Genomic DNA, 21,917 nt, shown 5'->3' on the forward strand with positions numbered 1-21,917 from the left:
ATTGAAAAGAGGCAGAGGGGCGGGGGTGCTGCTCTTGCTCAGGGGAAAACTCTTCTCCCTTGCTCCCTGCTTCCCCCTGCTTCCTCATCTTCCTCATTCCCTACTCCCTGCTTCCATACTATTGGCGATCGCGCTCTAAGTCATCAAGGACTCTCTCACAATACCAATTCTCCGGCATCCCAGGATAAGTCTCCTTTGCTTGTTCAATTAACCGTTCGGCAGCGGCAGTGTCACCGGATAATTTAGCGATTAGCCTGTTTTTGAGATAGCTATCAGATACACCATCGTCTACCTGGTTTCGTATCCCTTCATTTATAGTTGATGGCCGAGATTGATCTCTTCGCAACTGCCAAAATAAAACGTAATAAAGTGTACCAAAAATTAAAATTAGGCTGAGTGTTCCGAAAAAAGTTAGGAGGTTAAATGCTAGAAATCCTAGAACTAACTGTGAAAGAACATAGCCAAGTAATAAACCAGTGAGTAAGAGAATAAATGTGCCGACAGCAATAACTACTTGATTCCCCATATATCCTCTTCTTCGTCCTCAAGTCCTGGTCTGGATACTGCCACTGGCTGAGGGTTCCAGGGGGCAACTAACGGTAAAAGCAGCAATCCAGGTAAGGCTGCTACTAGGGTTAGTAAGAAAAATGAGGGCCAGCCTGTGGCCTTAGCCCAATCTCCGGCAGGAGCTGAAAGAACGTCTCTACTAATAGCCATTAAGCTAGAGAATAAAGCAAACTGAGTAGTTGTAAAGCGGTGGTTACAAAGGTTCATTAAAAATGCAACTGTAGCAACTGTGACTAATCCAGCACTGAAGTTTTCGATGTTCACTGCCAACACTAAAAGCGAATAATCTTTGCCAGCAACCGCTAACGCATAATAACCCAAGTTACTCAATAATTGCAGTATGCCAAATATCCATAGACTGCGATTGAGGTTAATTCTAGTCATAATGACGCCACCGACTAATACGCCGACTGTCGTTGCTAGAAAACCTATTCCAGCTTGAATTGCCCCAATCTCAGTTTTGGTAAAACTGATTTCCCGCAAAAATAAATTCGCTGTGATTCCCACCAAAGAATCACCTAGCTTATAGAGGACGATAAAAACTAGGATGACGCTACCTTGAGTCAGCCCAAATCGGTGAAAGAATTCCTTGAATGGTAGGAAAATTGCTTCTTGTAAATTTTGGGGCGGACTATCTTCTCTTACCTCACCTAATAACTCTGTCGGTAATAACAAAGACGTGACTATCCAGGCTAATATCAAAGTTGCTAATAGCCAATAAAATAGAGGTAGGGAGATAAAGCCGACAAATACACCTCCGATTAATCCAACTACTAACACAGTTATAAATAGCAGAAAAATGACATCTTTAAAAGATAGAGGCGCAGCTTTTTGTATGTTGTCGCGGATCTTTGGTTCTGCTGGTGCCCATAAAGTTGTCAGTATACTCCCTGCCATTAAAGCTGCCATGAGTAAGTAAACACCATTCCAAGGGATATGATCTGCTAATACCAAAGCTAAGGAACTGGTAATAAACAGGGCTAAACGATAGCCTAGAACCCAAACTGATGCACCTGTTTTGGATTCTAGGGGATTTAAAATGTCCGTGCGGTAGGCATCACCGGCAATGTCTTGGGTGGCACTCAAAAAAGTGATAATCAGACAGTTGATTGCCAGTACTTGTAGTACTTGATCATTTTGGGCAGGCTGTTGTAATGCTAGAAATGCGATCGCTAATGCTAATCCGAGTTGTGTGATTACTAACCAACCCCGCCTTCCTCCCAACACTGGCAGTATAAATCTATCTAATAAAGGAGACCATAAGAATTTCAGGGAATAAGGCAAAGCCAGCAGACCAAATAAAGTAATTTTCCCTATATCAACCTTGGCATCTTGCATCCACAGCTGCAACGTTCTACTAGTTAAAAACAACGGCAAGCCAGATGCAAAACCTAGCAATAACAAAGCACCCATCTTACGACTTTGGACAGCTTGTCGCAGTGCTTGCATTTCTCTCATTGTTTAAACATTCCTTATCACCTTTGATTAATTTCACTTAATAATGCACCTTATCAGACGCAGCAAGCGCCTATCATACAAATACAGGAATTATAAAGCTGTGCGCTTCGCGTAAAATTGGTATTAGCCAATTGCAGTTATCTTGCCACATCTGCTATACCATCTCATGCATATACGCCAGTTTGCACCAAATCTTCTTGGCTGATATGCTCATCAAGAATGCTTGGAAAGTCTTAGCTTTTCCTTAACTTTTCTGAATTGGATAAACCTGATGCTCCTTGATTTCTACTCTGTGTGCAGCAAGGCATTTTTCCCAACCTTCACGCGTACCAATGTCGCTTTTTTGGTTAAGCAGCCCTAATTCCTGTTCTTGTTGGGTGAGTTTAGCAAATTCTTCGTAACGAGGGTAGTTGCTGGTAACAAATGTTTCCTTACGGTGCAAAATCGGTGGATTTGCCCTAGTTTCGTAGTCTCGATGAGTGACAAATAGGGTTTTTAAATCAATACCTATGCTGGCTTTTAACGCGGGGTGGGGATTGGTATCGAATTCGGGGTAAGACAGATAGGATATTTGCGGCTTATCAGTGTGATATTTGATTAATGTAGCTTCATCGACACGCCCAATGGTACGGCTAGCGCAACCTTCACAAATTCGTAGTACGGGGTCAAGTGCTGCTAAAGCTGAAACATGGACGTAAAGCGCACCACGCGTATGTTTACCAATTTTGCTTTTTTCGCACGCAGTTTGAATCACCCCAGGTTTACCTAAGCTGAAAAGTTTTTGGTCGGCTACAAGGCACGCTTCTTCATAACTACTAAAAAAGGCTTTGATATCGTGGCGCATTTCTGGGGCTAGTTTCTGCCATGCAGGACGTTTATCAAAGTGGGTGAGGGCGAGATAAACTTGAATATCCAGAGAACGACGGTAAGCGATCGCGTCCCATTCAGCCTCATCAGTAGCTTGCAAAACTACGCCAAAGGCGCGGCGAAAGTTACCAAATTCATTCAGTAATTCCTGTTCATTTTCCAATTCGCCTTTCACAGGTAGTCTACCGCGCTTGGTAAAAAAAGCCATTAAGGGTTGCAGCTGTTCTTGATAGTCTTCAAACCGCTTAATGGGGATGCGGACTCGCGGTGTAGAGGTGGTAGAAAAGAAGCGGATAGCTTTGTAACTTTCTTTTTCAGCTTCATCTCGAAAAACAAAGTAGACACCTAGTGCGATCGGTACTGCATCTACATTTAAAACTTCATCAATATAAGTTTTGAGTTCTTCTTGTTCGTAATATTTCTGAAAAGTATTGCGGCGCGTCACAATGCCATCATTGTAAGCAAGTTGGGTTTTGCTGGGAGCGTTAATTAGTATTTGAGCGGAGACAATTAAAACTTTCCCGGTGAGTTCCCAAGCTTGGATTAGGCTTTGACGGCGTTCTTCTGGGTCTTCAATGACGTTAAGGACATAGCCCAAGTTGACCACATCGGCGGCGATGCGTGGTACATCGGGATGGTAGTAAGGATCCCAGCCTGCACTGGTGTAGCCTAAGTTTGCTACTCGCTGGACATCACCACCGTAGCCGCAACCGTAGTCAAAAAAAGTGGTGTCTGGATTTAGGATTGCCCATTCTATTGCCAATCGCACGGGGCGAGATATGTCAGTGCGAGCGATCGCAGCTCTATGACGCTCGATTTCTAACGCTTCAGGCATAATATTAGTTGTCAGTTAACAGTGAAGAGTTAACAGTCAACTAATATCCTTTCAATTTTTAACCGCTAGTTCAATTAAATCTTCAATTTTCTTGATATTTGGATCGCCTGCTAAGTAACCAATACCGCGATGTAAATGTAAGCGGAATTGGATGGCGAGGGTTTCTTTGTCGGTGGGATAACCGTCATTATGACAGCGTTGCTTGAGGGCGAGGAGGAGTATATCGGACATTTCGCCGCCAAAGACGCGCCAAGTCATTTCGACGTTGCTATCTTGGGGAATTGGGACAGGGGAGGGTGCGGTTGCTTCTGCGAGGGAACGACAAAACGCCCAACGGCATAGGATATTCCATTGGTCGATTTTGGTGCTGCGCTTAAGTTTGGTAAGTTGGTCTTTAGCTGTTTGGGAGAGACGAATACGTTCTATTGATGATTCCATAATTTTGAAATTGCGATCGCTCAATTTTTTAATAATATTTACTACCAAAAATAACCAGGTTGTATGGTAGTTTGGCGGGTGGAGGAGTCGTATTTGAGCAGGTATTCACGAGCGATCGCTTCATTTTCTCGCAGTGTTTCAACTTCTTTCTTGCCAATCTCAGTATCCGTAGATAACAAAATCACTTGATGACTGGCAGATGGAAAGTAACGTTCAACTAAGTTACTGCGGTGAGAGGAGTCTAGTCTACCTAGTGGCGTATCGATTGCTACAGGTAGGCGGTGTCCAGAGACTTTGGCTAAACCCCAGAGGAAGGCGATCGCTAGTAGTTGTTTTTCACCAGCCGAGAGGCGATGTTTAGGGACAGGTTTACCACTAAAATCGTAAAGTGAAAGGCTGAAAGTCTTAGTATCAATGGTAATGCGATGCACCAAATCTGATTTATGGAGAAGATAAAGGAAGCAATTTTTAACTTCTTCCTCTAATTTATTGAGCTTTCTCAAGGTTAATTTTTCACGAAAAATCTTGAGTGTGTTTTGCACTTTAGCCGCAGAGTTAATAATATGTTCGCTATTTTTATGTTTAATATTTTCTACGGTATAATCACTTAATTCCTTTTTTGACTTAGCAATAATAGTTTCTAATTCAGCTAAACGACGGCGGATTGTTTCGTAATTTGCCTTAGCTTCAACAACTTGATTTTGGGCCGTTTCTAGTGTTTTACGCAGCTTTGTATAATCTTCTGGTGCTGCTGCTGTTTGCACTTGTCTTTCCAGAGTGTGAATTTCTTCTTCTTTATTTATGAGAATAGTTAATTTCTCTTTAGCAAAAAGTTGAGAATTTTGTAAGTGATATATGAGATTATCTAGCTGACTTAAAGTCTCATCATCAGCTAATAACCAAGGTGCTTCTAGCTGGATAGTCTTTGCATATAAACTATCTACATCTTGGATTAAAAATGATTGGATTTTTTCAACTTGTATCGGAGAGAGTACTACTTGATTTAGCCAAGCCAGTAAACGCTGATCTCGCTCAATTAATAAATCTTTAGACATTTGTACCTGTTGATGGCGAAATTCTTTTTCCCCCTGTGCTTGCACCTGATTAAGCAAATTGGGAATTAATGCTAGAGGTAAAACATCAGCCGCTAATTCATACATAAATTGACGTACTTGTTCAATCTCAGCAGTTTTTGTATCCTGTTGTAGTTCTAGTTGATTACGTTCTGCTGCAATCTTCCCACCTTCAGAAATGAATTTATCAAAGGCTTCTTGCTGCTTTTGTTCTAACTCTTCTACCTGATTTTTGAGAGTTTCTAATTTATTTTCTGTTGTTTGATAATCTTCTTGCTGTTGGGTTAACCTAGTTTCAATTTCCTCTAGGTTTGCTAAATCCTTACTATTACCAACTTCTTTAAGTTTACGGTTAACTAAGATATCTAAATCAACTGCTAAACGATCTGCTAACTCTAGCCCTAAAAGTCCGCGTATTGCGTCTACTACAACTGGTGGTGGTATTTCTTGTTCTGCTAGTTCTTTAACCTGTTCACCATCAAAGAGAAATAAGTTAGAAATACCTAACGGCAGGAGATTTTCAATATACTCATCCCAGATATTAACTAAAGCATCAGGCCATGTATCACTGTCACCTAAAATACCTAACGTATCTTTACCGTCTTTAGGATTTTTTGTCCAACTACGCACAACACGGTATTTTATTGGTTTATCGTTTTCAATATGTTCAAAAAGTAATTCAATCCGGGTGTCTGCAACTGGATCAATTTTATTGTTAACACATTGATTGAGAAAATCGCTATAACTTAAATTACCACGGGTAGAACATTGAGCGCGGGGGCCATAAAGGGCGAGACGAATGGCATCCATAAGGGTAGTTTTTCCGCCGCCATTCATCCCACCTAAGAGGATAATTGGGTGTGAGTTTTCCTCATCAATTTTTGGGTTAAGATTGATTACCTGTTTCCCACTGTAGGGGCCAAAGTTTTGTAAAACGAGTTCAAGAAATATCATGGTTGGAGATTATTAAATATCGGGAAAATAAATACCGGGCGAATGGAATTCGCGGCTACACAGGTAGAGTTCATCAGATACCGGGCGAATGGAATTCGCGGCTACACAGGCAAAGTCCACCTTTCCTTCTCTTCGAGACGCTGCGCGAACGGAACGCTACGCGAACGTGGACTAAATTCATACATAATTGTTGGTTTATTTTGGAGTTAGTTCCCAGGTGGGAATAAGTGATTTTTGGCTATCGTGGGTAGCTTGGTTTCTGATGTAATTGGCTATATTATCAATGGCATCATGACTAACTGTAAATGCTCCATAGCTACCTTGCCATTTAAAAAACTCACCTGGCTTAATTTCGTGAGTGATAAAATGGGATGAACTTCCCTTAATTTGTTTAACCAAATCAGATACACTGATGGTTGGCGTAAAACCCGTTAGAAGATGGACATGATCTTCAATACCACCAATCGCAATTACGGTACACTTTAACTGTTCGCATTCCCGAATAATTGCTCCGTAAACTTGCTTTTGAATATCAGGCATAATTAGCGGCAATCTATCCCAGGTTGCCCAAACATAATGCACATATAATTGTGTAAAACTTGCTCTCATTTTTCTTTAACCCACGGAGGTGGGTTTCGTCTGTGTAGCCGCGATTTTGAATCGCCCGGTATTTTATTATTGCTATTCTTCTGAATTTTACTTTTTAAATTTCATACTTGCCCAACTTACCTGTTCATCACTTTCGCTTTCACCTTCATCTACTTCATTGATTGCTGCAACATCGCCCAAAGTCATCTGCTTGACTTTGGCAACATCACCTTGACTAACTGCTTCGCTTAATTCACGTTTCAAACGAGCATTTTTAATTGCGTCTTCTGGAGAACGGGAACTCGTATTAAAACATTTTTCTAGGGTTTCGTATATCCCCACGCGACGAGTTTTTTTGCGATACTGGCGTTCTGTATCTAACAATTTCGCCATGAGTTCCAAGTGCATCGCATCACCTTCACAGATTTCTTCTAATACTATCCATTCATCACGGCCTAGTAGGCTATAATCAGCACCAGGACGGGGGTCTTGAAATTCTTCGCCAGTCACTTCTTGATAAATCCGGGGTAAGCTATCATCAAATTCGTGTTTGTCTTCTAGCCAAATGCGGCGAATTTCGCTCATTTCTTCTAGAGTAATTAGGGTGATGTCGCGCATATTTTCTGGCGCTGTACGACGGGTTTTTGTTTGTGCTTCTAATAATCGTCTGAGCCAATGTTCTCGCCAATATTTTGTATAAGGGCCATGAATTGGTTCAATAGAGGCTTCACCATCTACATGACGCTCAAAAAGTTGGACTTCTCCCCAGATGCGACGGAAGTCTCTTTTATCGCGGTCATCTCTATTATCTAATTCATTGCGGATATCTAATAGAGGCTGCATCCATTCTTTCTCTCCATCATTTTGAATCATTGCCTCCATTGATTTATCCTTACTAACAATTGTGCAAACCCAACACCCAAATCGAGAATCACCACAGCTAGCAGTAGAAGTATCAACAACTAGAGGACATTCATTATCTGCTGTAGCGCCTCGATACATAGTGAACAGGTCTTTGTTACTATATTCCCAAGGGTTTTGCCACTGATTTAAGTAAATCCAAACTTCATCAGTACGCCAATCTTCGATGGGGCTATATATTAAAGAATTAGGCAAGCTTGCACTATGGTAAAGCAGAGATGTAGCTGAACTTGAATCAGAAATGAGGCGATCTTTTAGGCTACCTGCTTGATGTTTCTCCATTGAGATAGCACGTTTGATACTTTCAGCCTTACGCGTACCTAAAACAAGAATAACTTCACCATTTACTCTAACCACATCACGGATAAAGCGGTTAGAAGGATGAATTTTTAGACGGTCTGTACACCAACGAAATTTTCCTCGCGGCGTTGGATAACCTTTACCAATCAAGCTTACCCAGAATGTCTCTTTGATTTCTGGTTGTAATAAATGGGGTTCTATGGGCATTTTCTGTTCTTTAGCAGTAACCCTCATCCTTTCTAAGGATTTGCGTACCCAAACAGAGACTACAGGATTTTCTACTAGCGTATCAGTTGTAATAACATGAACTGGTTTAATCCGTTTTTCTGGTGGTAGTGCTGCGATCGCATTCCAGATAAGCTGTAAAGTAGCAGTACTATCTTTACCACCCGAATAGCCCACCACCCAAGGTATCTCATCCAAACAATACAATTCTTGAATTTCAGTGGTGAGAGCTTGGATATAGTCCACTAACTCTGCTACAGTACGTGTTTGCTGAACTGTCTTTTCTGGTTGTTGTGCTGTAGTCATTTCTCCTTCTCTTTAGAAACGCTGGCCTAATATTCGGGCTACACAGACAAAATCCACCTTTGTGGAGATTGAAAAAAGTTTTTAAAAACTTTACTACTAATATCCAATTTTTTGGATAATTAAACTACATAAGACTAATCTGTTTTTAAAATTTAACATGAAAGATAGTGCATCTGACCCAACGGCTGACATCGCTAGAGAGTACCTGGAACGAGAAAACAAGGAAAAACAGGTACTAGCTTTACTCCTGGAGAAGTTTTTAGGGAGAAAAGATCAGATTCTCGTTCAAAAAACCGAAATGGGTGGTACTGAGGCTTATGTTAGCTCTGTTACCTTGGAATGGTTTGCAGGTCGGGTTCACTTCGCCTCTGGCTTACCTCTGTTTCAAAAAAAGTATAATCCAGAGACTGATAATGTCGAGATTGACGCGGATAGTATTGATGAAATTCAGCAGCGTCCCCTTGATTGGTCACGTCAAGCACCTTTAGTCCAATATTTAGCGGCTCGACATAACCATAAGTTTCCGCCAGTGTTGGTTGTAATTAATCAACCGTGGGTAGATAATCCCAAAGCTGCTGAGTGGGATAGTGAAGGACGCGCCACAAAATCTACTACAGATTTCATCCCCCTAGATAAAGACGCTAAAGTAGGTCTGCTAAATATTTCTGAGGATGATGTGACTATTTATGCACTAGATGGTCAACACCGATTAATGGGGGTGCAGGGGTTGATGGAGTTAATCAAAACTCGTAAACTCCAGCGCTATAAAAAAGATAAAGGTGCTGATGACAGTTTTATTACAGTAAATGATTTGATAGAAAAGTACCAAGTAGACCTTGCTTACTTGCAAAATTTACCCAAGGAAAAAATTGGTATTGAGTTCATCTGTGCGGTAGCGACTGGGGAAACTCGCACCCAAGCGAGACGGAGAGTGAGATCGATTTTTGTTCATGTCAACCTGATGGCTGCACCCTTGACTAAAGGTCAGCTAACACAGTTGAATGAAGATGATGGTTTTGCGATCGTTGCTAGAAAAATTGCAGTTACACATCCACTATTAGAACAACGACAAGAGCGTAATCCCCGTGTTAATTGGAATAGTGCAACAGTAGCCTCCAATTCTACAGTTTTGACGACATTGCAAGCTCTACAAGATATGTCTGAGCGATATTTGGCTCAAAAGTTCCCTCACTGGAAACCCTTGGAGAAAGGTCTAATTCCCATGCGTCCAGAGGATGAAGAACTTGAGCAGGGAATTGAGGAATTTAGAAAGCTATTTGATTCTTTGGCTAGTCTTTCCAGTTATAAGATTTTAGAACACGAGGATACACCAGCTTTACGGCGCTTCAGCTTTGAGAAGGATGGAGGTGAAGGAAATATGCTTTTCCGTCCGGTTGCTCAAGTTGCATTAGCCCAAGCTTTGGGAATTTTGGTTTTTAAAAAAGGTTTTTCGCTGGCAGATATTTTTAAGAAACTACGGAAGTTTGACCAGCAAGGTGGCTTTAGTGGTATGGAATATCCCCAATCTCTGTGGTATGGGGTTTTGTACGACCCAAATAAAAAGCGAGTGCAGGTTGCTGGACGAGATTTGGCGGCGAAGTTATTGGTTTACATCCTGGGTGGAATTCAGGAACAGATGGAACGTGCTGAACTTCGTAAGGCTTTGGCGGATGCTAGGACTCTAGAAGATAAAACTATAGGTTTTGATGGCAAGTTTGTTGAACCGAAAGCGGTAGGACTTCCACCTGTCCTGTAATTATGCTTGAAATATATTTTGGCGATGCCATTGTAGCGCTTCCAGTTCTGGAAAATGTTGCTCTGTATTTGGTAGAAGTATTGTTTCACCATGAAAATCTTTCATAGGTTTAGCATAGGGAGATGCTTCTTCCAAATCATTGCTAACTATAATTTTGTATTGCTCATCTACAGCAAACCAACCTCTATCAAATGCCCAATGATGATTTTTGCAAAGAGCAATTCCATTATAAATTTTATTATCATAAAACTGTGAAAATGGCTTAATGTGTGCGCCATCCACAATATTTTGATTTACTTTTTTAGTTACTCTCAGTCCACAAAAGGCACATCTGTAATCATAAATGTATACAACTGCTTTTCTAAAAAAAGCATTTCTAATAACTGCTCGTTTCAAGCTCCACCTTGGATTATTCTCTAAATTTCCTATTTCAATTAATTTTTCTATCTCTACCGTGTCATCTTGAAAACTTTGATTTATTTGTAAAATAGCTTCTATATCATTTTCATTATCAGAAAAGAAAGCTGCCACAAGTGCATCAATTAGTTCTTTTCTGAAAAAATCATCTTGCAAAAAGTGAAATAATTCATTATCTAGGTATGCGTATTCAACAGCTTCCCTTAGTTTGTTAATTGTTTTTGGCTGTAACCCATTAAACTCAGGCTTAAATTTTAAGTACCAAAAGCCCTCAGTTTGCAGATGGAAGAAAGGATAGTGTAAACCACCTTTGTAAGAGGGAGAACCGATTACATTCCAATACCTCTCAAATGTTTGAACTAATTCGTCTGAAACTGGAATCTCATTAGTAGTAATGACACCTCGTGCAATTAAGTCAATTACAGACAAAAGTAATATTGGTTTATATTGAGCATTACCACGCTTGCGGCTACTACTCACATTTAATTCAGCAAAACGTTGACAATAATATGCTATATTTTTCATATTTAATAACTTAATTAAGCAAGCAAAAAAATTATTTTAAGAATTTACTGAGGTCAAATTCTTCTTCTAGCTGTTCTTTTGTTCCTTTTTCAGAAATAAGAACTAATAAAAGTCGCTCTGAGTAGTCAACAGAACCCCGTAACTCGTTTTGTAAAACTTCCAGTCCTCCATTAGCATATTCTTCAAATATTTGAGTGCGTTTATCTTCATCTTGTTCTTCTCTAGATGAGAGTATATTGATATCTTGCGTTTCATTGATTCCTAATAATTTAATAATTAAGTCATATCCCAATGAAGCAAAATTTTCTTGTGGAATTGGAGATGGTTCTCTTTTTGTAGTTTCCCCCAAAGGAACGCGCTTTTTATATTTAACGCCTAATGCTGCTGCAAACACCATAACTTCTACATAAGTTTGAAAAGGCCCAGTTGTGTCTTTTGATGCGATTAGAGATTTCACTAACTCAGCCTTATCTTTAGCAACCCTGATTCTGTTTGCAGCCATTGTTGTAATATCTACATTGTTACTATTTTAACCGAAAGCTAAAAGCGATGGCTACGGCAGGCTTTGTTTACGCAGTATCTAAAGTATTTTTTTATACTATTGAATAGGCGATCGCTTAAACAAATAAATTATCCACTAACATAGTCCATCGTGGCACTGCGGGTTCAGCCTTCACCACCTCACCACGGCGATAAACTTCCGGTTCTTCAGGATTACTAGCACGATCTACTCCTACCGAAATTAGCGATCGCACCGATATTCCCCACTCCGCTAACTTTCATCTTTATAAATCTCGCTACGATGTCCTACTTTAATTACAGTCACTATCAAAACATCATCATCTATTTCATAAACAACTCGATAATCTCCTACTCGAACACGATATGAATTATTATCACCTTGTAATTTTTTTATCCCGTTTAGACGCGGTTCTATTGCCAAGTCGTTGATTTTAGTTTGTATGCGCTGTTGTATGTCTATAGGTAGTTTCCTAAACTGCTTTTTCGCACCCCTTGAGAATTTAACTTCGTAACTCACGCAACATCCTTGTTTATTTCATTCCTTATTTCGTTTTGAATTTCATCCCAAGACACAGTGCCATTAATGCGTATATCTTCCCTAGCTTCTTTGATGGCTTTTAAGTCTTCTTCATCATCTACATCATCGATTCTTTTTAATAGTGCGTGAATTTCATCTAAAGTACTGTCATAAGCTTGATGTAGCAGTACGTTGATATCTTTAATTAACTGTTCTCTTTCGTGTGCTGTCATTTTTAATCATCCCAGCGTGGGTTTACTTTTTCTGCCACTATCTCTAGTTTCGCCTAAACTAAGGTTGCAAACTGAACATCTTCATAAACCAAAGAAATAGGAAAGTGGAAATCAACACTAGTTAAATGAACTTCATCCGCTTCTTCATAAGGATGTAATTCCCAAATCCCTTTGTCATTTATACGAAAGCAATCTAAACTGATTTTTTCAGCATCAATGAGGACATATTCTTGTAAAGTCTCGATACGGCGATACTGCATAAATTTTTTGCCTCTGTCGTAAGCTTCTGTACTGGGGGAGAGAACTTCGACAATTACACAAGGATATTGAATAAATTTAATAGCTTGTCTATCTCTTTTATCACAACTCACCACAACATCCGGGTAGTGAAACGGCCCGTTCTCAGTTACTCCTACTTTTGCATCTGCCATAAAAGCCCGACAGGAACTTCCTCGAAGGTGACTTTTTAACGCCGAAGCTAAGTTTAAGGCAATACTAGTATGGGGAATTGTACCTCCAGTCATGGCAAAGACTTCACCATTGATATATTCGTATTTAATATCTTGGTGTTCTTCCCATTCCAGGTATTCCTGAGGTGTCATATACTTTCCGTCTGGACTCGCAAGCATAACTTTATCCTTTAAAGATTACGTTCAACCGCAATAATTTCAGTATATTCATACTCATTCGGACTTTGTTTCACCAAAGGATATCTTTCTCCACCCAACTCAATATAATCTTGTTCGCAATCAGGCTTAGATGAATAATACGTAAGCACATATTCTTTACCGATTCTGTCTGTCATTTCTGCTTCTACTTCACCCCGCCACTGAGTCTTAGTAACTAAAACTATCAACTGATTCGCTAATTGGGGAATTGTCTTCGCAATGTGTCGCCGCGAATTCTCATCCAAACTACCGAAGGGTGAATCCATCACAATTGGGAAAGTGCTACTATCGGGAATCATCATCATTTTCCGCTTCTCACTCCATTCCCGTACTTTGTCAATGATGCTGGCAATAAAGGATAAACTGAGAATTTGATTCTCCCCCGTAGAAGCTGCAACGGGTGCTTCTATACCTGTGGTATTTTCTACTAATGTCAGTTCATATTTTTCACTAATTTTAGGAATGTATGGAGTTACAGAGATTTCTGTAAATATTTCTTGCACTCGCTTTTCTAGTTGCAGGCGAAATTGTTGTTCTTGACGATTTCTAACTTCCGTTAACCGTTCAATTGCATCTTGAGTGGCGTTAATTCGTCGCTGTGCTAAAGTTTGCTTGTCTTCATTCAGCTTTTGCTTTGCAATTTGTTTATTTAAACCTTCAATCTCAGTTGTGAATTGAGCAATTTGCTGCTGATTTGCACCCTGCTCTCGATTTAACTCATCAATTTTACTTTCAATTTCATCTAACCGTTTTTGCAAACTACTAATTTCTTCATTAGCATCTTTTCGTAACCGTTCTTGAATATTATCTAAATCGCCTTCAATTTGAGATATGCTTTGCCTTAATTGATTAATCCTAGTTTGTTCTCTATCAACTTCTTGCCAAAATCCTATGGCTTGCTTATCAATTTCATCTACTTGAGCGCTCATCCGAATTGCAGTTTCTTCTACCGCCGAGGAACCTGCTTTATTTAACCAGGTACTTACATGAGTATGAGAATGATTACCCTCGTGTAATTCTGCGCCACAAATACAGCGTTGAGAATTGAGTAAATCATTCACAAATTCCCGCGAAATTCCTGATGTTAACTCGCCACGCTGCTTCAAATCATTGATAATTCCTCGGAACTGGGATGTAGTTTCTGACAGTAAAACTGTATAACCCCGCGCGGAGATAACTTTTTTCAGCGCTTCCTTGGTTTTTTTATATTCTTCTTGATTCGCCGCTTTCTGCGATTCTAAATCTTGCCATCTTTCTTGCAATTCCTTAGCAGCACTCAGTTCTCGTAAACGATTACTTGTCTCTTTTTTAAAAGTTTGTTGATAATCTAACTCTTCTTTAATTTCTGTTTGCCTTTTGGTAATGCGTTCACGCTCTCGTTCTATCTTTTCTTGCTGTCGTAATAGTTGTTTAGTTTCAGAATCACCAATAGCTTTTAACTCATTTTCTAGAGTTTTTTTAGTATCTCCCAAATGTCTGATGGAACGGTTAATTACTTCTATACCCAAGAAAATTTTTGTAGCTTCGGCAATTTCAGCTTTTTTGTCAGAACGGACTATTTCTTCAATTCGTTCGCCGTCAAAGAAAAAATATTGATGTAGAGTAGCGGGTAAAATTTGATTAATTATATCGTCTGGTTGCTGAGTTGGTATATTCCATTTGCCATCATCCGCACCAACCCACATAGTTAATTGAGTTTTGCCAGCGTCAAAATCACCTTCGTTTTTATAACCCCGACAGGCGCGTTTAACTCGATAGCGTTTACCTTCATGTTCCCAGCCAATTTCTACCCAGCATTCTACAGCTTGACCTTTTTGGGTTTCTGCGATCGCGCGCTTATTTACCAACTGTTCTATCGATGCAAACGCTGCACTAAATTTCTCATATAATACCCAAGTAAAGGCATTCAGTAAACTAGTTTTTCCAGAGCCATTATTACCATGAATAATCGTCGTGTTGTCAACATCTCCTCCAGCCAGAATCATCTCTGGTGTCGTACCATAAAAGGAGCGAAAGTTGCATAGCTTGATTGAAGTCAGCTTCATCGCACCTCTTCCTTAATAATGTCCAAAATATTATCATTTATATGGCTGTTAATCTTTTTATCTAGTCTGCCTTTTTCCAGCTTCCATACCCGCTCAATAATTCGCCGCACTTCTGGCGGAGCGCTGGTTATTGGCTCCTGCACATCATCGATATTTGCCTCTTGTGACATATCGGATTTTGAAATAAACTTTTTCTATATTTTAACTTTCTCTAGTGCTGGAATAGCCTCCGTAAAGCCACTGTTTGCCTTATCTTTAAAATCCTAATTTTATTTTAAAAACACTTTATTATTTAATTGTTTTCTGTTATTATTTGTTTTAAGTAATCTAGATCATAATGGGATATAACTAGATTTAAAACTTTTATTTACATCCCATTATGATCAACTTCCTAATTTTATTATTTCATAGTTAATGCTTCTTTTTTCAAAACTCGAAAAATTTTACAATTGCTCATCAAATATCTAATAAACCATATCGCTTTTGTAAATCAAGTAACTTCATTCTTGCAACGCCTGCGTTATCAGCTAAATCAGCAAACTCCACAAAGCGCCGTAATTCCTTTTTCAAAAGATTACGCTCAACTTCTATAGTTTCTCTATCTAAATCTGGTGGCAAAACAATCATGTCAAATATTGTCGCGCGTTCCTTACCTGGATGAGGACGTAAAACTCGCCCCCGTCGCTGAATAAATTGGCGAGGATTACCAGAACTTGATAAAATCACCGCAGTTTGAATTGCTGGAATATCGACACCTTCATCTAAACAACGAATTGCGACTAAACCTTGCAACTCTCCATTTTCAAATTGATGCCGTAAAATTTCCCTTTCTTGTAAAGTTGTTTGTGCTGTATAAGTACTTACCTTGTACCCCAAATCTACGCCCAGAATTTTAGCAACAGCTTTAAGTTGGCGTAGCGATGAACGTTGTCCCGCTTCTTGGGAACCATCACTGCAATAAAAAAGAGTGTGAGTAGTTTCGCGGCGAGTGATCATTAAATCTCGCAAAGCGGTTAATTTATTTTCCGCCACACCAATTAACCTTGCTCTTTGCATCAACAACGGCTTTAAATCTTCATTGTCTTCAAATCCCGCTTCGCCATTTTCTCGATCTCGATAAAGAAGCGATCGCCCGATTCTTTTAGTTAACTTTAAATAAGCAATACTCTCTGCTTCAGTTAACTCTACCAACACCGGATAATAGAGATAATGCACCAAAGCACCTTGAGCGATCGCATCCCTCAAAGTAAACTCCGGTTGCAGAACTGGGCCAAAATAATCAAATAGAGATTGCGTCCCCAAATCATCAAAATATCTCTCCGGTGTGGCAGATAAAGCCAGTCTCAACCCAACACTGCGCGGTAAACTTTCTTCTAACTTGGGTGCGCCTAAATTATGCGCCTCATCCCCAATAATTAAAGTTTTGGCGGGAAAATATTTGAGTTGGGACTGAAAACCATCTCCAATTAAAGTAGAGTTCGTAGTAATCACAGTCACAAACCGTTGAGAACCAGAACGCAGATTATAAATTTGGGTAGAAAGTTGACTTTGCCAAGTGCGTAGATTCTCAAAAGCTAAAATGGGTTGCAAATTAAATTTTTCACATTCTCGCGCCCATTGGGTGACGAGATGACGATAAGGACACACTACCAACAGAACTTGTAAATTAATCTGTTGGTAGAGTTCACAGGCGATCGCTAATGCAGTAATCGTTTTACCACTACCAGTAGCCATTTTCAGCGTCCCTCTGCCATTGTTGGTAAACCAGCTAGCGATCGCTTGGCGCTGATATTGCCGCAATTGCAGAGACACAGGCATTCTTGGGCATCCTGGTAATGGTTGCGTGTAATAACTGCCCAAAATTTCCCTTGCAATTGGTAATTTCAACCGGAAAGTGGGCAGTTGCTGCACTGGATTTTTCGTCAGGTACATATATTAAGCACAAAGATGGTAACGAACCCTAATTAATGGGCATTGGGCATTGGTTATCTCTCTTCCACTCCCCACTCCCCATTACTCAGTTGTAACCGCGCCAAACACCTATGAGAGAACCTTGCACCTGCACTTGTTGAGCCATGACTTCAATGGGATTGTACTTAGGATTTGCTGGTTTGAGGGTAACGCGATCGCCTTGGCGATAAAAACGTTTTAATGTTGTACCAAATCCATCGACTCTGGCGGCAACGATAGTACCATTTTTTAAATGATTTGGTTCTGCTACTGGACGCAGAAATACCACATCGCCATCAGTAATTAAATCTTCAATCATGCTATCGCCAGCTACCCGCAAAGCATAGGTTTGGGGAGGTAAATTGAAATTAGAAAAGTCTAAATGATCTACAGCATCAGTAAACGGTTCTATTAAACCACCAGCAGCGATCGTGCCCAAAATTGGTACACCTTGCTTCACAGGACGCAAAATCCTAATCGTTCGTGCTTGGCCTTCAGTCCATTCAATATATCCTTTAGTGCGTAAATGCTCTAAGCGACTTTGAATTGGTGCTGGTGACTTCAAGTTCATCGCTTGCATCATTTGCCGAATTGAAGGCGAATGCTGGTGCGATCGGATGTATTCTGCTAACCATTCGTAAAGTTCTTGTTGAGCTTCAGTTAGACGTTCCATAAATTTGTGGGAAGTAATTATAAATGTCTCTAGAACATTAGTACTACAAAAAACTCCCCATAACAAGAGAAAAATAAAAATATGAAAGTCAAAAGCAAGAATATTCTCTTTTCTTTTACCAAATTTATTCTTGATTTTTACAAATTTTAAGGAGTTAAGAGCCAGCTGCACACTCGCCATTCTGACTCTTAACTTTTGTACAGACGCGATTAATCGCGTCTCCTAACTCTTTTCATTTTGCCCCTAAGATACTTGCAAGTAAAGCTTTTTGAGCGTGCAAGCGATTTTCTGCCTGTTCCCAAACTCGTGATTGAGAACCTTCAATAACAGCTTCGGTAATTTCTTCACCACGATGGGCTGGTAAGCAGTGTAAAACAATTGCCTCTGGTTTTGCAAGGCTCAATAGCTGCTCCGAAATTTGATAAGGCTGGAAAATTGGCATTCGGTTGTCTGCTTCTGCTTCTTGCCCCATACTCGCCCAAACATCAGTGTAAAGTACAGCAGAATTCTTGGCGGCTAATTCTGGATCGTCAGTTACGAGGACTTCCGTTTTGTTATTAGCGATCGCTTTTGCTTGTTCTACAATCTTAGAATCTGGCTCATATCCGCTAGGGGTGGCAATTCTAACATTCATCCCCACCAAAGCACAGCCCAACATCAGAGAATTAGCCATATTATTCCCATCACCCACGTAGGTCAAAGTTAACCCAGCAAGGCTGTTAAAGCTTTCTTGAATCGTCAATAAATCAGCTAATACCTGACAAGGATGTTCTGCATCGGTAAGCGCATTAATTACCGGAATCTTGGCATAGTGAGCAAAAGTTTCTAAATCTTGCTGTGCAAAAGTGCGAATTGCCAAAATATCCAGATATCGCTCTAACACCCGCGCTGTATCCTGTAAAGGTTCCCCGCGACTAACTTGAGTGACATTAGGGTTGAGATCAATAACTTGTCCACCCAGTTGGTACATCGCCACCGTAAAACTTACCCGCGTGCGAGTAGAAGCTTTGGAGAACAACAATCCCAAAACTTTATTACATTGCAACTTCAACTGTTGTGATTTAAGTTGAGTTGCCAATTGCAGGAGTTCTTGAACTTCCGTAGGACTGATGTCCGCTAGACTTAGTAAATCTCGTCCGAGCAATGCTGCCATGCTTATAATCTGTAAAAAATAATTATATATTTCTGCTCCTTTATTCAGCCGTGTCAAGAAAATACAGTTTTAGAACTGTACCAGATATTTTTGCACCCAACCCAGGATTTGAGTTAGCTTTTGCCATATATACTAAATTATCAACTTTACCAGTAAGTGGAATCACTGATTTTTTTGATTAATCACAGTTGCAACGCCAATTAAACCATCTAGGGGCAAAAAAGCAGCAATCTTGCCAAAATCTCTACTTTTCTAGCCTTATTTTTGAAGAGAGACATATTTTTTAGCAATTACAGCTAGACAAATAAATTGATTATGGTACAATAATAAATCGTGATTGCTAATTTAGAATAATTAGCAAACTTGCCAGCATAGCACAGTGGTAGTGCATCCGACTTGTAATCGGAAGGTCGCGAGTTCAAATCCCGCTGCTGGCTTTAACGAAAAATCCCCTAAATGCGGGGGTTTTTGATTATATATTACAGGAATATATGTTTTAGTTTCTAACTAGACCGTATATTTACATGTTCATAAACTTGCAAGTTGTCGGTAGCGTTTCTGAACTTCCTGAATCGAAAACAAAGTTTCAAACTTCAACCCAGCTGACTGGTACAAATCACCTCCGCCCTGCTCTCTATCTATCAGTGAAATTACTTCAGTTACTGTATAACCTGCATCTTTAAGACGCTCAACTGCTTTTAAAGCCGATTGCCCAGTTGTAACGACATCTTCCAAAACTACTACTTTTGCACCTTCAGGTAAAGTGGGGCCTTCTATATAAGCTTTCGTTCCATAACCCTTGGCTTCCTTGCGAATAATCAGCGCTGGTATGGGTCGGTTTTCATAAACAGAAACTATACTTACTGCTGTCACCATTGGGTCAGCCCCCATCGTTAAACCTGCTACAGCCTGAGTATCTACAGGTAGTAAAGGAAACAGCAATCGTCCAACAGCTAAAGCTCCTTGAGGGTGGAGTGTTACCTGCATCTTATTGACATAATAAGAACTACGTAGCCCAGAAGCGAGAACAAAATCACCCTCTTGATAAGCCAGTTGAGAAAATAAATCTAGTAGTTTGTGGCGCAAAGTGGTCAAATCAGCAGTGGTTGCCCAAATATCTGAGTGGGTAAGAGTTTCAGTAGGATACGTCATTACAAAACATTAAAAGTTGTGCTACACCAAAGGTTGAACTCATCAGAGTTCTGAAATTAAGCATAAATTAAGATTGCCCAAAAATTGAGGAGTTAGAAACGTGGGTATAAAATTTAAAACCTTTGGTGGTTTATTGGTACTGCTTGCTGCTTGTATTGCTTTTCCCTCAGTTGCATCTGCCCAAACGGAAACCCCCAAAACTGAAACTACGAATGATGTATTTGAGCGAGCTTATTTTCGTCATGATCGCAATTTCTACGAAAATGGTAGCCTCAAGCGCCAACTAGACTCACTTATAGGAGGTGGTTACGGTTTCGGTGGTTCCTTCCCAGAAAATGAAATTGCCCGCGATGCTCAGTTGCTTAACACTTTATATCATGATGTCCTGACTCAGCAAGTTGGCAACGATCCATATATTCGGACTCCTGATTTACCAAATCCTTATGACACATCACTAATGATGTCTCCGCGTTTCAATAGCAACAAACTCAAAGTGGGAACTGAATTCAAGTTTGAAACTTTACCACCTCGGTAATATTGGGGAGTAGGGAGCAGGCAGCAAGGGAGAAGAATTTGTCCCTCTGCCTCTTTTCAATGCCTAATACCCTTTATGCCTCTATTAATGCTTTTTGATCTTTCAGTGCGCCCTGCTGGAATCGAACCAGCCTGAAGACGAATTATGAGTTCGTTGCCTCCCCAATCGGCCAAAGGCGCTTATTTTGTTCGCTTTCGGGTTCATAAAAGTCAATTACTTCAACTCTTAGGTCAACCCGATTTGCTAATTTTAGAGTGAGGAAAATACCTCATGCACTGAGTTTAGCCAATTGCGTAATCATAGCACAGATTTACACCTGTGAATACTCGACAATAGCTTATCAGATTTTTATACTACATAATTTAATCATAAAATAGTGCAGACTAATATTGATTAAGTTCCTTTAAGGATTGAGGTCAAAAGCTTCACTATTCTTAAATAGACTAGCATTCTATTGTGATAGCTTGTCAGCGATGAAAATAAATTCTACTGTACTTCTTACTTTGGTTTTGTTAATCCTGATGATGGGAGCAGGTTCTGTGAGTGCACTTTTGGGCTTTGAACTAGGTAGTTCAGCACTTAAAGGCGTTACTACACCAGATGGGCGTCCTACAACCAAATTTGCCAGTAATAAGGCAAATAGCTCCCAACAGGGAGGGCTAGTGCTATTAAAAGAGGACGAAATTCTAAAAATTGTTAAAGCGCGAATTGAGGGTAAGACCAAGGCTGCTAAATCGGAAAAGCTAGAAGACGATGATGAAGAAACCAATACCAGCAAGCAGAAGCCAGAGGAAAAACCCTTAGCGGTAGTTGAAGAAAAACTCCAGCCAGGTTTTCCAGTTACTGCCTTGAGTGAGGGCGTAACCATGTCTGTACAATCTGTCCGCTACTCTGGTGGTGATTTGCTACTGAAAGTAAAAATGCAGAACAAAGGTAAAGATTCTGTCCGCTTCCTATATAGTTTTTTAGATGTTACCGATGATAAAGGACGAACCCTAAGTGCTAGTACAGAGGGTTTACCAACAGAATTGCCTGCAAATGGGCCAGCATTTACAGGTACAGTGAGCATTCCTACAGCTTTACTTGATAATGTCAAGAAAATATCACTTGCTCTGACTGATTATCCCGCTCAAGAATTGAAGCTAGAGGCATTGAATATTCCAGTAGAAAGGTAGAAAGGGACTGGGGACTGGGGACTGGGGACTGGGAATTGGGGACTGAATTCTTCCCAATCCCCGA

22 protein-coding genes and 2 tRNA genes are annotated in these 21,917 nt (G+C 40.1%); 4 read left to right on the forward strand and 20 right to left on the reverse strand.

Annotated features, from left to right (window positions below; translation table 11 throughout):
• Positions 1 to 118 precede the first annotated feature (118 nt).
• From ACFE90_RS07145 to dndC, 7 genes are all read right to left on the reverse strand, one after another.
• Positions 119 to 526 (reverse strand): ABC transporter permease, encoded by a 408-nt coding sequence (locus ACFE90_RS07145; protein ID WP_109011378.1) that lies wholly within the window; start codon positions 524 to 526, stop codon positions 119 to 121.
• Positions 511 to 2,025, reverse strand: a complete 1,515-nt coding sequence (locus ACFE90_RS07150; protein ID WP_375499075.1) for an AmpG family muropeptide MFS transporter — start codon at positions 2,023 to 2,025, stop codon at positions 511 to 513. The genes ACFE90_RS07145 and ACFE90_RS07150 overlap by 16 nt, the downstream gene beginning before the upstream one ends.
• 244 nt (positions 2,026 to 2,269) lie before the next feature.
• Complete coding sequence (locus tag ACFE90_RS07155; protein WP_375499077.1) at positions 2,270 to 3,727, reverse strand: DNA phosphorothioation-associated putative methyltransferase; 1,458 nt, start codon at positions 3,725 to 3,727, stop codon at positions 2,270 to 2,272.
• 51 nt (positions 3,728 to 3,778) lie between these two features.
• Positions 3,779 to 4,165, reverse strand: a complete 387-nt coding sequence (gene dndE / locus ACFE90_RS07160) for a DNA sulfur modification protein DndE (protein WP_375499079.1) — start codon at positions 4,163 to 4,165, stop codon at positions 3,779 to 3,781.
• A gap of 41 nt (positions 4,166 to 4,206) precedes the next feature.
• Positions 4,207 to 6,192 (reverse strand): DNA sulfur modification protein DndD, encoded by a 1,986-nt coding sequence (gene dndD, locus ACFE90_RS07165; RefSeq protein ID WP_375499081.1) that lies wholly within the window; start codon positions 6,190 to 6,192, stop codon positions 4,207 to 4,209.
• Positions 6,193 to 6,387: 195 nt separating this feature from the next.
• A complete protein-coding gene (gene tnpA / locus ACFE90_RS07170) occupies positions 6,388 to 6,801 on the reverse strand; it encodes an IS200/IS605 family transposase (protein ID WP_375499083.1) in 414 nt (137 codons plus the stop codon).
• A gap of 87 nt (positions 6,802 to 6,888) precedes the next feature.
• On the reverse strand, positions 6,889 to 8,532 hold the full coding sequence (gene dndC, locus ACFE90_RS07175) for a DNA phosphorothioation system sulfurtransferase DndC (RefSeq protein WP_375499085.1): 1,644 nt from the start codon (positions 8,530 to 8,532) through the stop codon (positions 6,889 to 6,891).
• Positions 8,533 to 8,689: 157 nt separating this feature from the next.
• Here dndC and ACFE90_RS07180 point away from each other — a divergent pair, with 157 nt between their 5' ends.
• Complete coding sequence (locus ACFE90_RS07180) at positions 8,690 to 10,288, forward strand: DGQHR domain-containing protein (RefSeq protein WP_375499087.1); 1,599 nt, start codon at positions 8,690 to 8,692, stop codon at positions 10,286 to 10,288.
• Here ACFE90_RS07180 and ACFE90_RS07185 read toward each other — a convergent pair whose 3' ends face one another.
• The 11 genes from ACFE90_RS07185 to argF form a co-directional block, all read right to left on the reverse strand.
• Complete coding sequence (locus ACFE90_RS07185; protein WP_375499089.1) at positions 10,289 to 11,230, reverse strand: HNH endonuclease; 942 nt, start codon at positions 11,228 to 11,230, stop codon at positions 10,289 to 10,291.
• Positions 11,231 to 11,261: 31 nt separating this feature from the next.
• A complete protein-coding gene (locus tag ACFE90_RS07190; protein ID WP_375499091.1) occupies positions 11,262 to 11,732 on the reverse strand; it encodes a DNA phosphorothioation-associated protein 4 in 471 nt (156 codons plus the stop codon).
• Positions 11,733 to 11,847: 115 nt separating this feature from the next.
• Positions 11,848 to 11,985 carry a hypothetical protein gene (locus ACFE90_RS07195; RefSeq protein WP_375499093.1) on the reverse strand — a complete coding sequence of 46 codons (138 nt, stop codon included), beginning with the start codon at positions 11,983 to 11,985 and terminating at the stop codon, positions 11,848 to 11,850.
• Positions 11,986 to 12,002: 17 nt separating this feature from the next.
• Positions 12,003 to 12,269 carry a type II toxin-antitoxin system RelE/ParE family toxin gene (locus tag ACFE90_RS07200; RefSeq protein ID WP_375499095.1) on the reverse strand — a complete coding sequence of 89 codons (267 nt, stop codon included), beginning with the start codon at positions 12,267 to 12,269 and terminating at the stop codon, positions 12,003 to 12,005.
• Complete coding sequence (locus tag ACFE90_RS07205; protein ID WP_375499097.1) at positions 12,266 to 12,502, reverse strand: hypothetical protein; 237 nt, start codon at positions 12,500 to 12,502, stop codon at positions 12,266 to 12,268. The genes ACFE90_RS07200 and ACFE90_RS07205 overlap by 4 nt, the downstream gene beginning before the upstream one ends.
• 53 nt (positions 12,503 to 12,555) lie before the next feature.
• A complete protein-coding gene (locus ACFE90_RS07210; RefSeq protein WP_375499099.1) occupies positions 12,556 to 13,131 on the reverse strand; it encodes a Uma2 family endonuclease in 576 nt (191 codons plus the stop codon).
• A gap of 11 nt (positions 13,132 to 13,142) precedes the next feature.
• On the reverse strand, positions 13,143 to 15,215 hold the full coding sequence (locus tag ACFE90_RS07215) for an AAA family ATPase (RefSeq protein ID WP_375499101.1): 2,073 nt from the start codon (positions 15,213 to 15,215) through the stop codon (positions 13,143 to 13,145).
• Entirely contained in the window at positions 15,212 to 15,385 is a 174-nt protein-coding gene (locus ACFE90_RS07220; RefSeq protein WP_167407660.1) for a hypothetical protein, read from the reverse strand. Before ACFE90_RS07220 ends, ACFE90_RS07215 begins: the two co-directional genes overlap by 4 nt.
• A 286-nt stretch (positions 15,386 to 15,671) precedes the next feature.
• The gene (locus tag ACFE90_RS07225; RefSeq protein ID WP_375499103.1) at positions 15,672 to 17,147 is read right to left on the reverse strand and encodes a DNA phosphorothioation system restriction enzyme; all 1,476 of its coding nucleotides are present in this window, start codon (positions 17,145 to 17,147) and stop codon (positions 15,672 to 15,674) included.
• 85 nt (positions 17,148 to 17,232) lie between these two features.
• Positions 17,233 to 17,838, reverse strand: a complete 606-nt coding sequence (gene lexA, locus ACFE90_RS07230; protein WP_375499105.1) for a transcriptional repressor LexA — start codon at positions 17,836 to 17,838, stop codon at positions 17,233 to 17,235.
• A gap of 232 nt (positions 17,839 to 18,070) precedes the next feature.
• The gene (gene argF, locus ACFE90_RS07235; RefSeq protein ID WP_375499107.1) at positions 18,071 to 18,991 is read right to left on the reverse strand and encodes an ornithine carbamoyltransferase; all 921 of its coding nucleotides are present in this window, start codon (positions 18,989 to 18,991) and stop codon (positions 18,071 to 18,073) included.
• A gap of 365 nt (positions 18,992 to 19,356) precedes the next feature.
• Here argF and ACFE90_RS07240 point away from each other — a divergent pair.
• Positions 19,357 to 19,428 (forward strand) — tRNA-Thr (locus ACFE90_RS07240).
• 91 nt (positions 19,429 to 19,519) lie between these two features.
• Here the strand turns inward: ACFE90_RS07240 and pyrE are convergent.
• Positions 19,520 to 20,143 (reverse strand): orotate phosphoribosyltransferase, encoded by a 624-nt coding sequence (gene pyrE, locus ACFE90_RS07245; protein WP_375499109.1) that lies wholly within the window; start codon positions 20,141 to 20,143, stop codon positions 19,520 to 19,522.
• Positions 20,144 to 20,243: 100 nt separating this feature from the next.
• Between pyrE and ACFE90_RS07250 the strand changes: the two genes are divergently transcribed.
• The gene (locus tag ACFE90_RS07250) at positions 20,244 to 20,678 is read left to right on the forward strand and encodes a hypothetical protein (RefSeq protein WP_375499111.1); all 435 of its coding nucleotides are present in this window, start codon (positions 20,244 to 20,246) and stop codon (positions 20,676 to 20,678) included.
• Between the two features lie 106 nt (positions 20,679 to 20,784).
• On the opposite strand, the gene ACFE90_RS07255 is transcribed toward ACFE90_RS07250, so the two are convergent.
• Positions 20,785 to 20,857, reverse strand: a tRNA-Ile gene (locus tag ACFE90_RS07255).
• Between the two features lie 294 nt (positions 20,858 to 21,151).
• On the opposite strand from ACFE90_RS07255, the gene ACFE90_RS07260 reads away from it, so the two are divergent.
• Positions 21,152 to 21,853, forward strand: a complete 702-nt coding sequence (locus ACFE90_RS07260) for a hypothetical protein (RefSeq protein ID WP_375499113.1) — start codon at positions 21,152 to 21,154, stop codon at positions 21,851 to 21,853.
• Positions 21,854 to 21,917: the final 64 nt, after the last annotated feature.

The sequence above is a fragment of the uncultured Nostoc sp. genome, from assembly GCF_964245445.1.
Taxonomy (GTDB): Bacteria; Cyanobacteriota; Cyanobacteriia; order Cyanobacteriales; family Nostocaceae; genus Nostoc.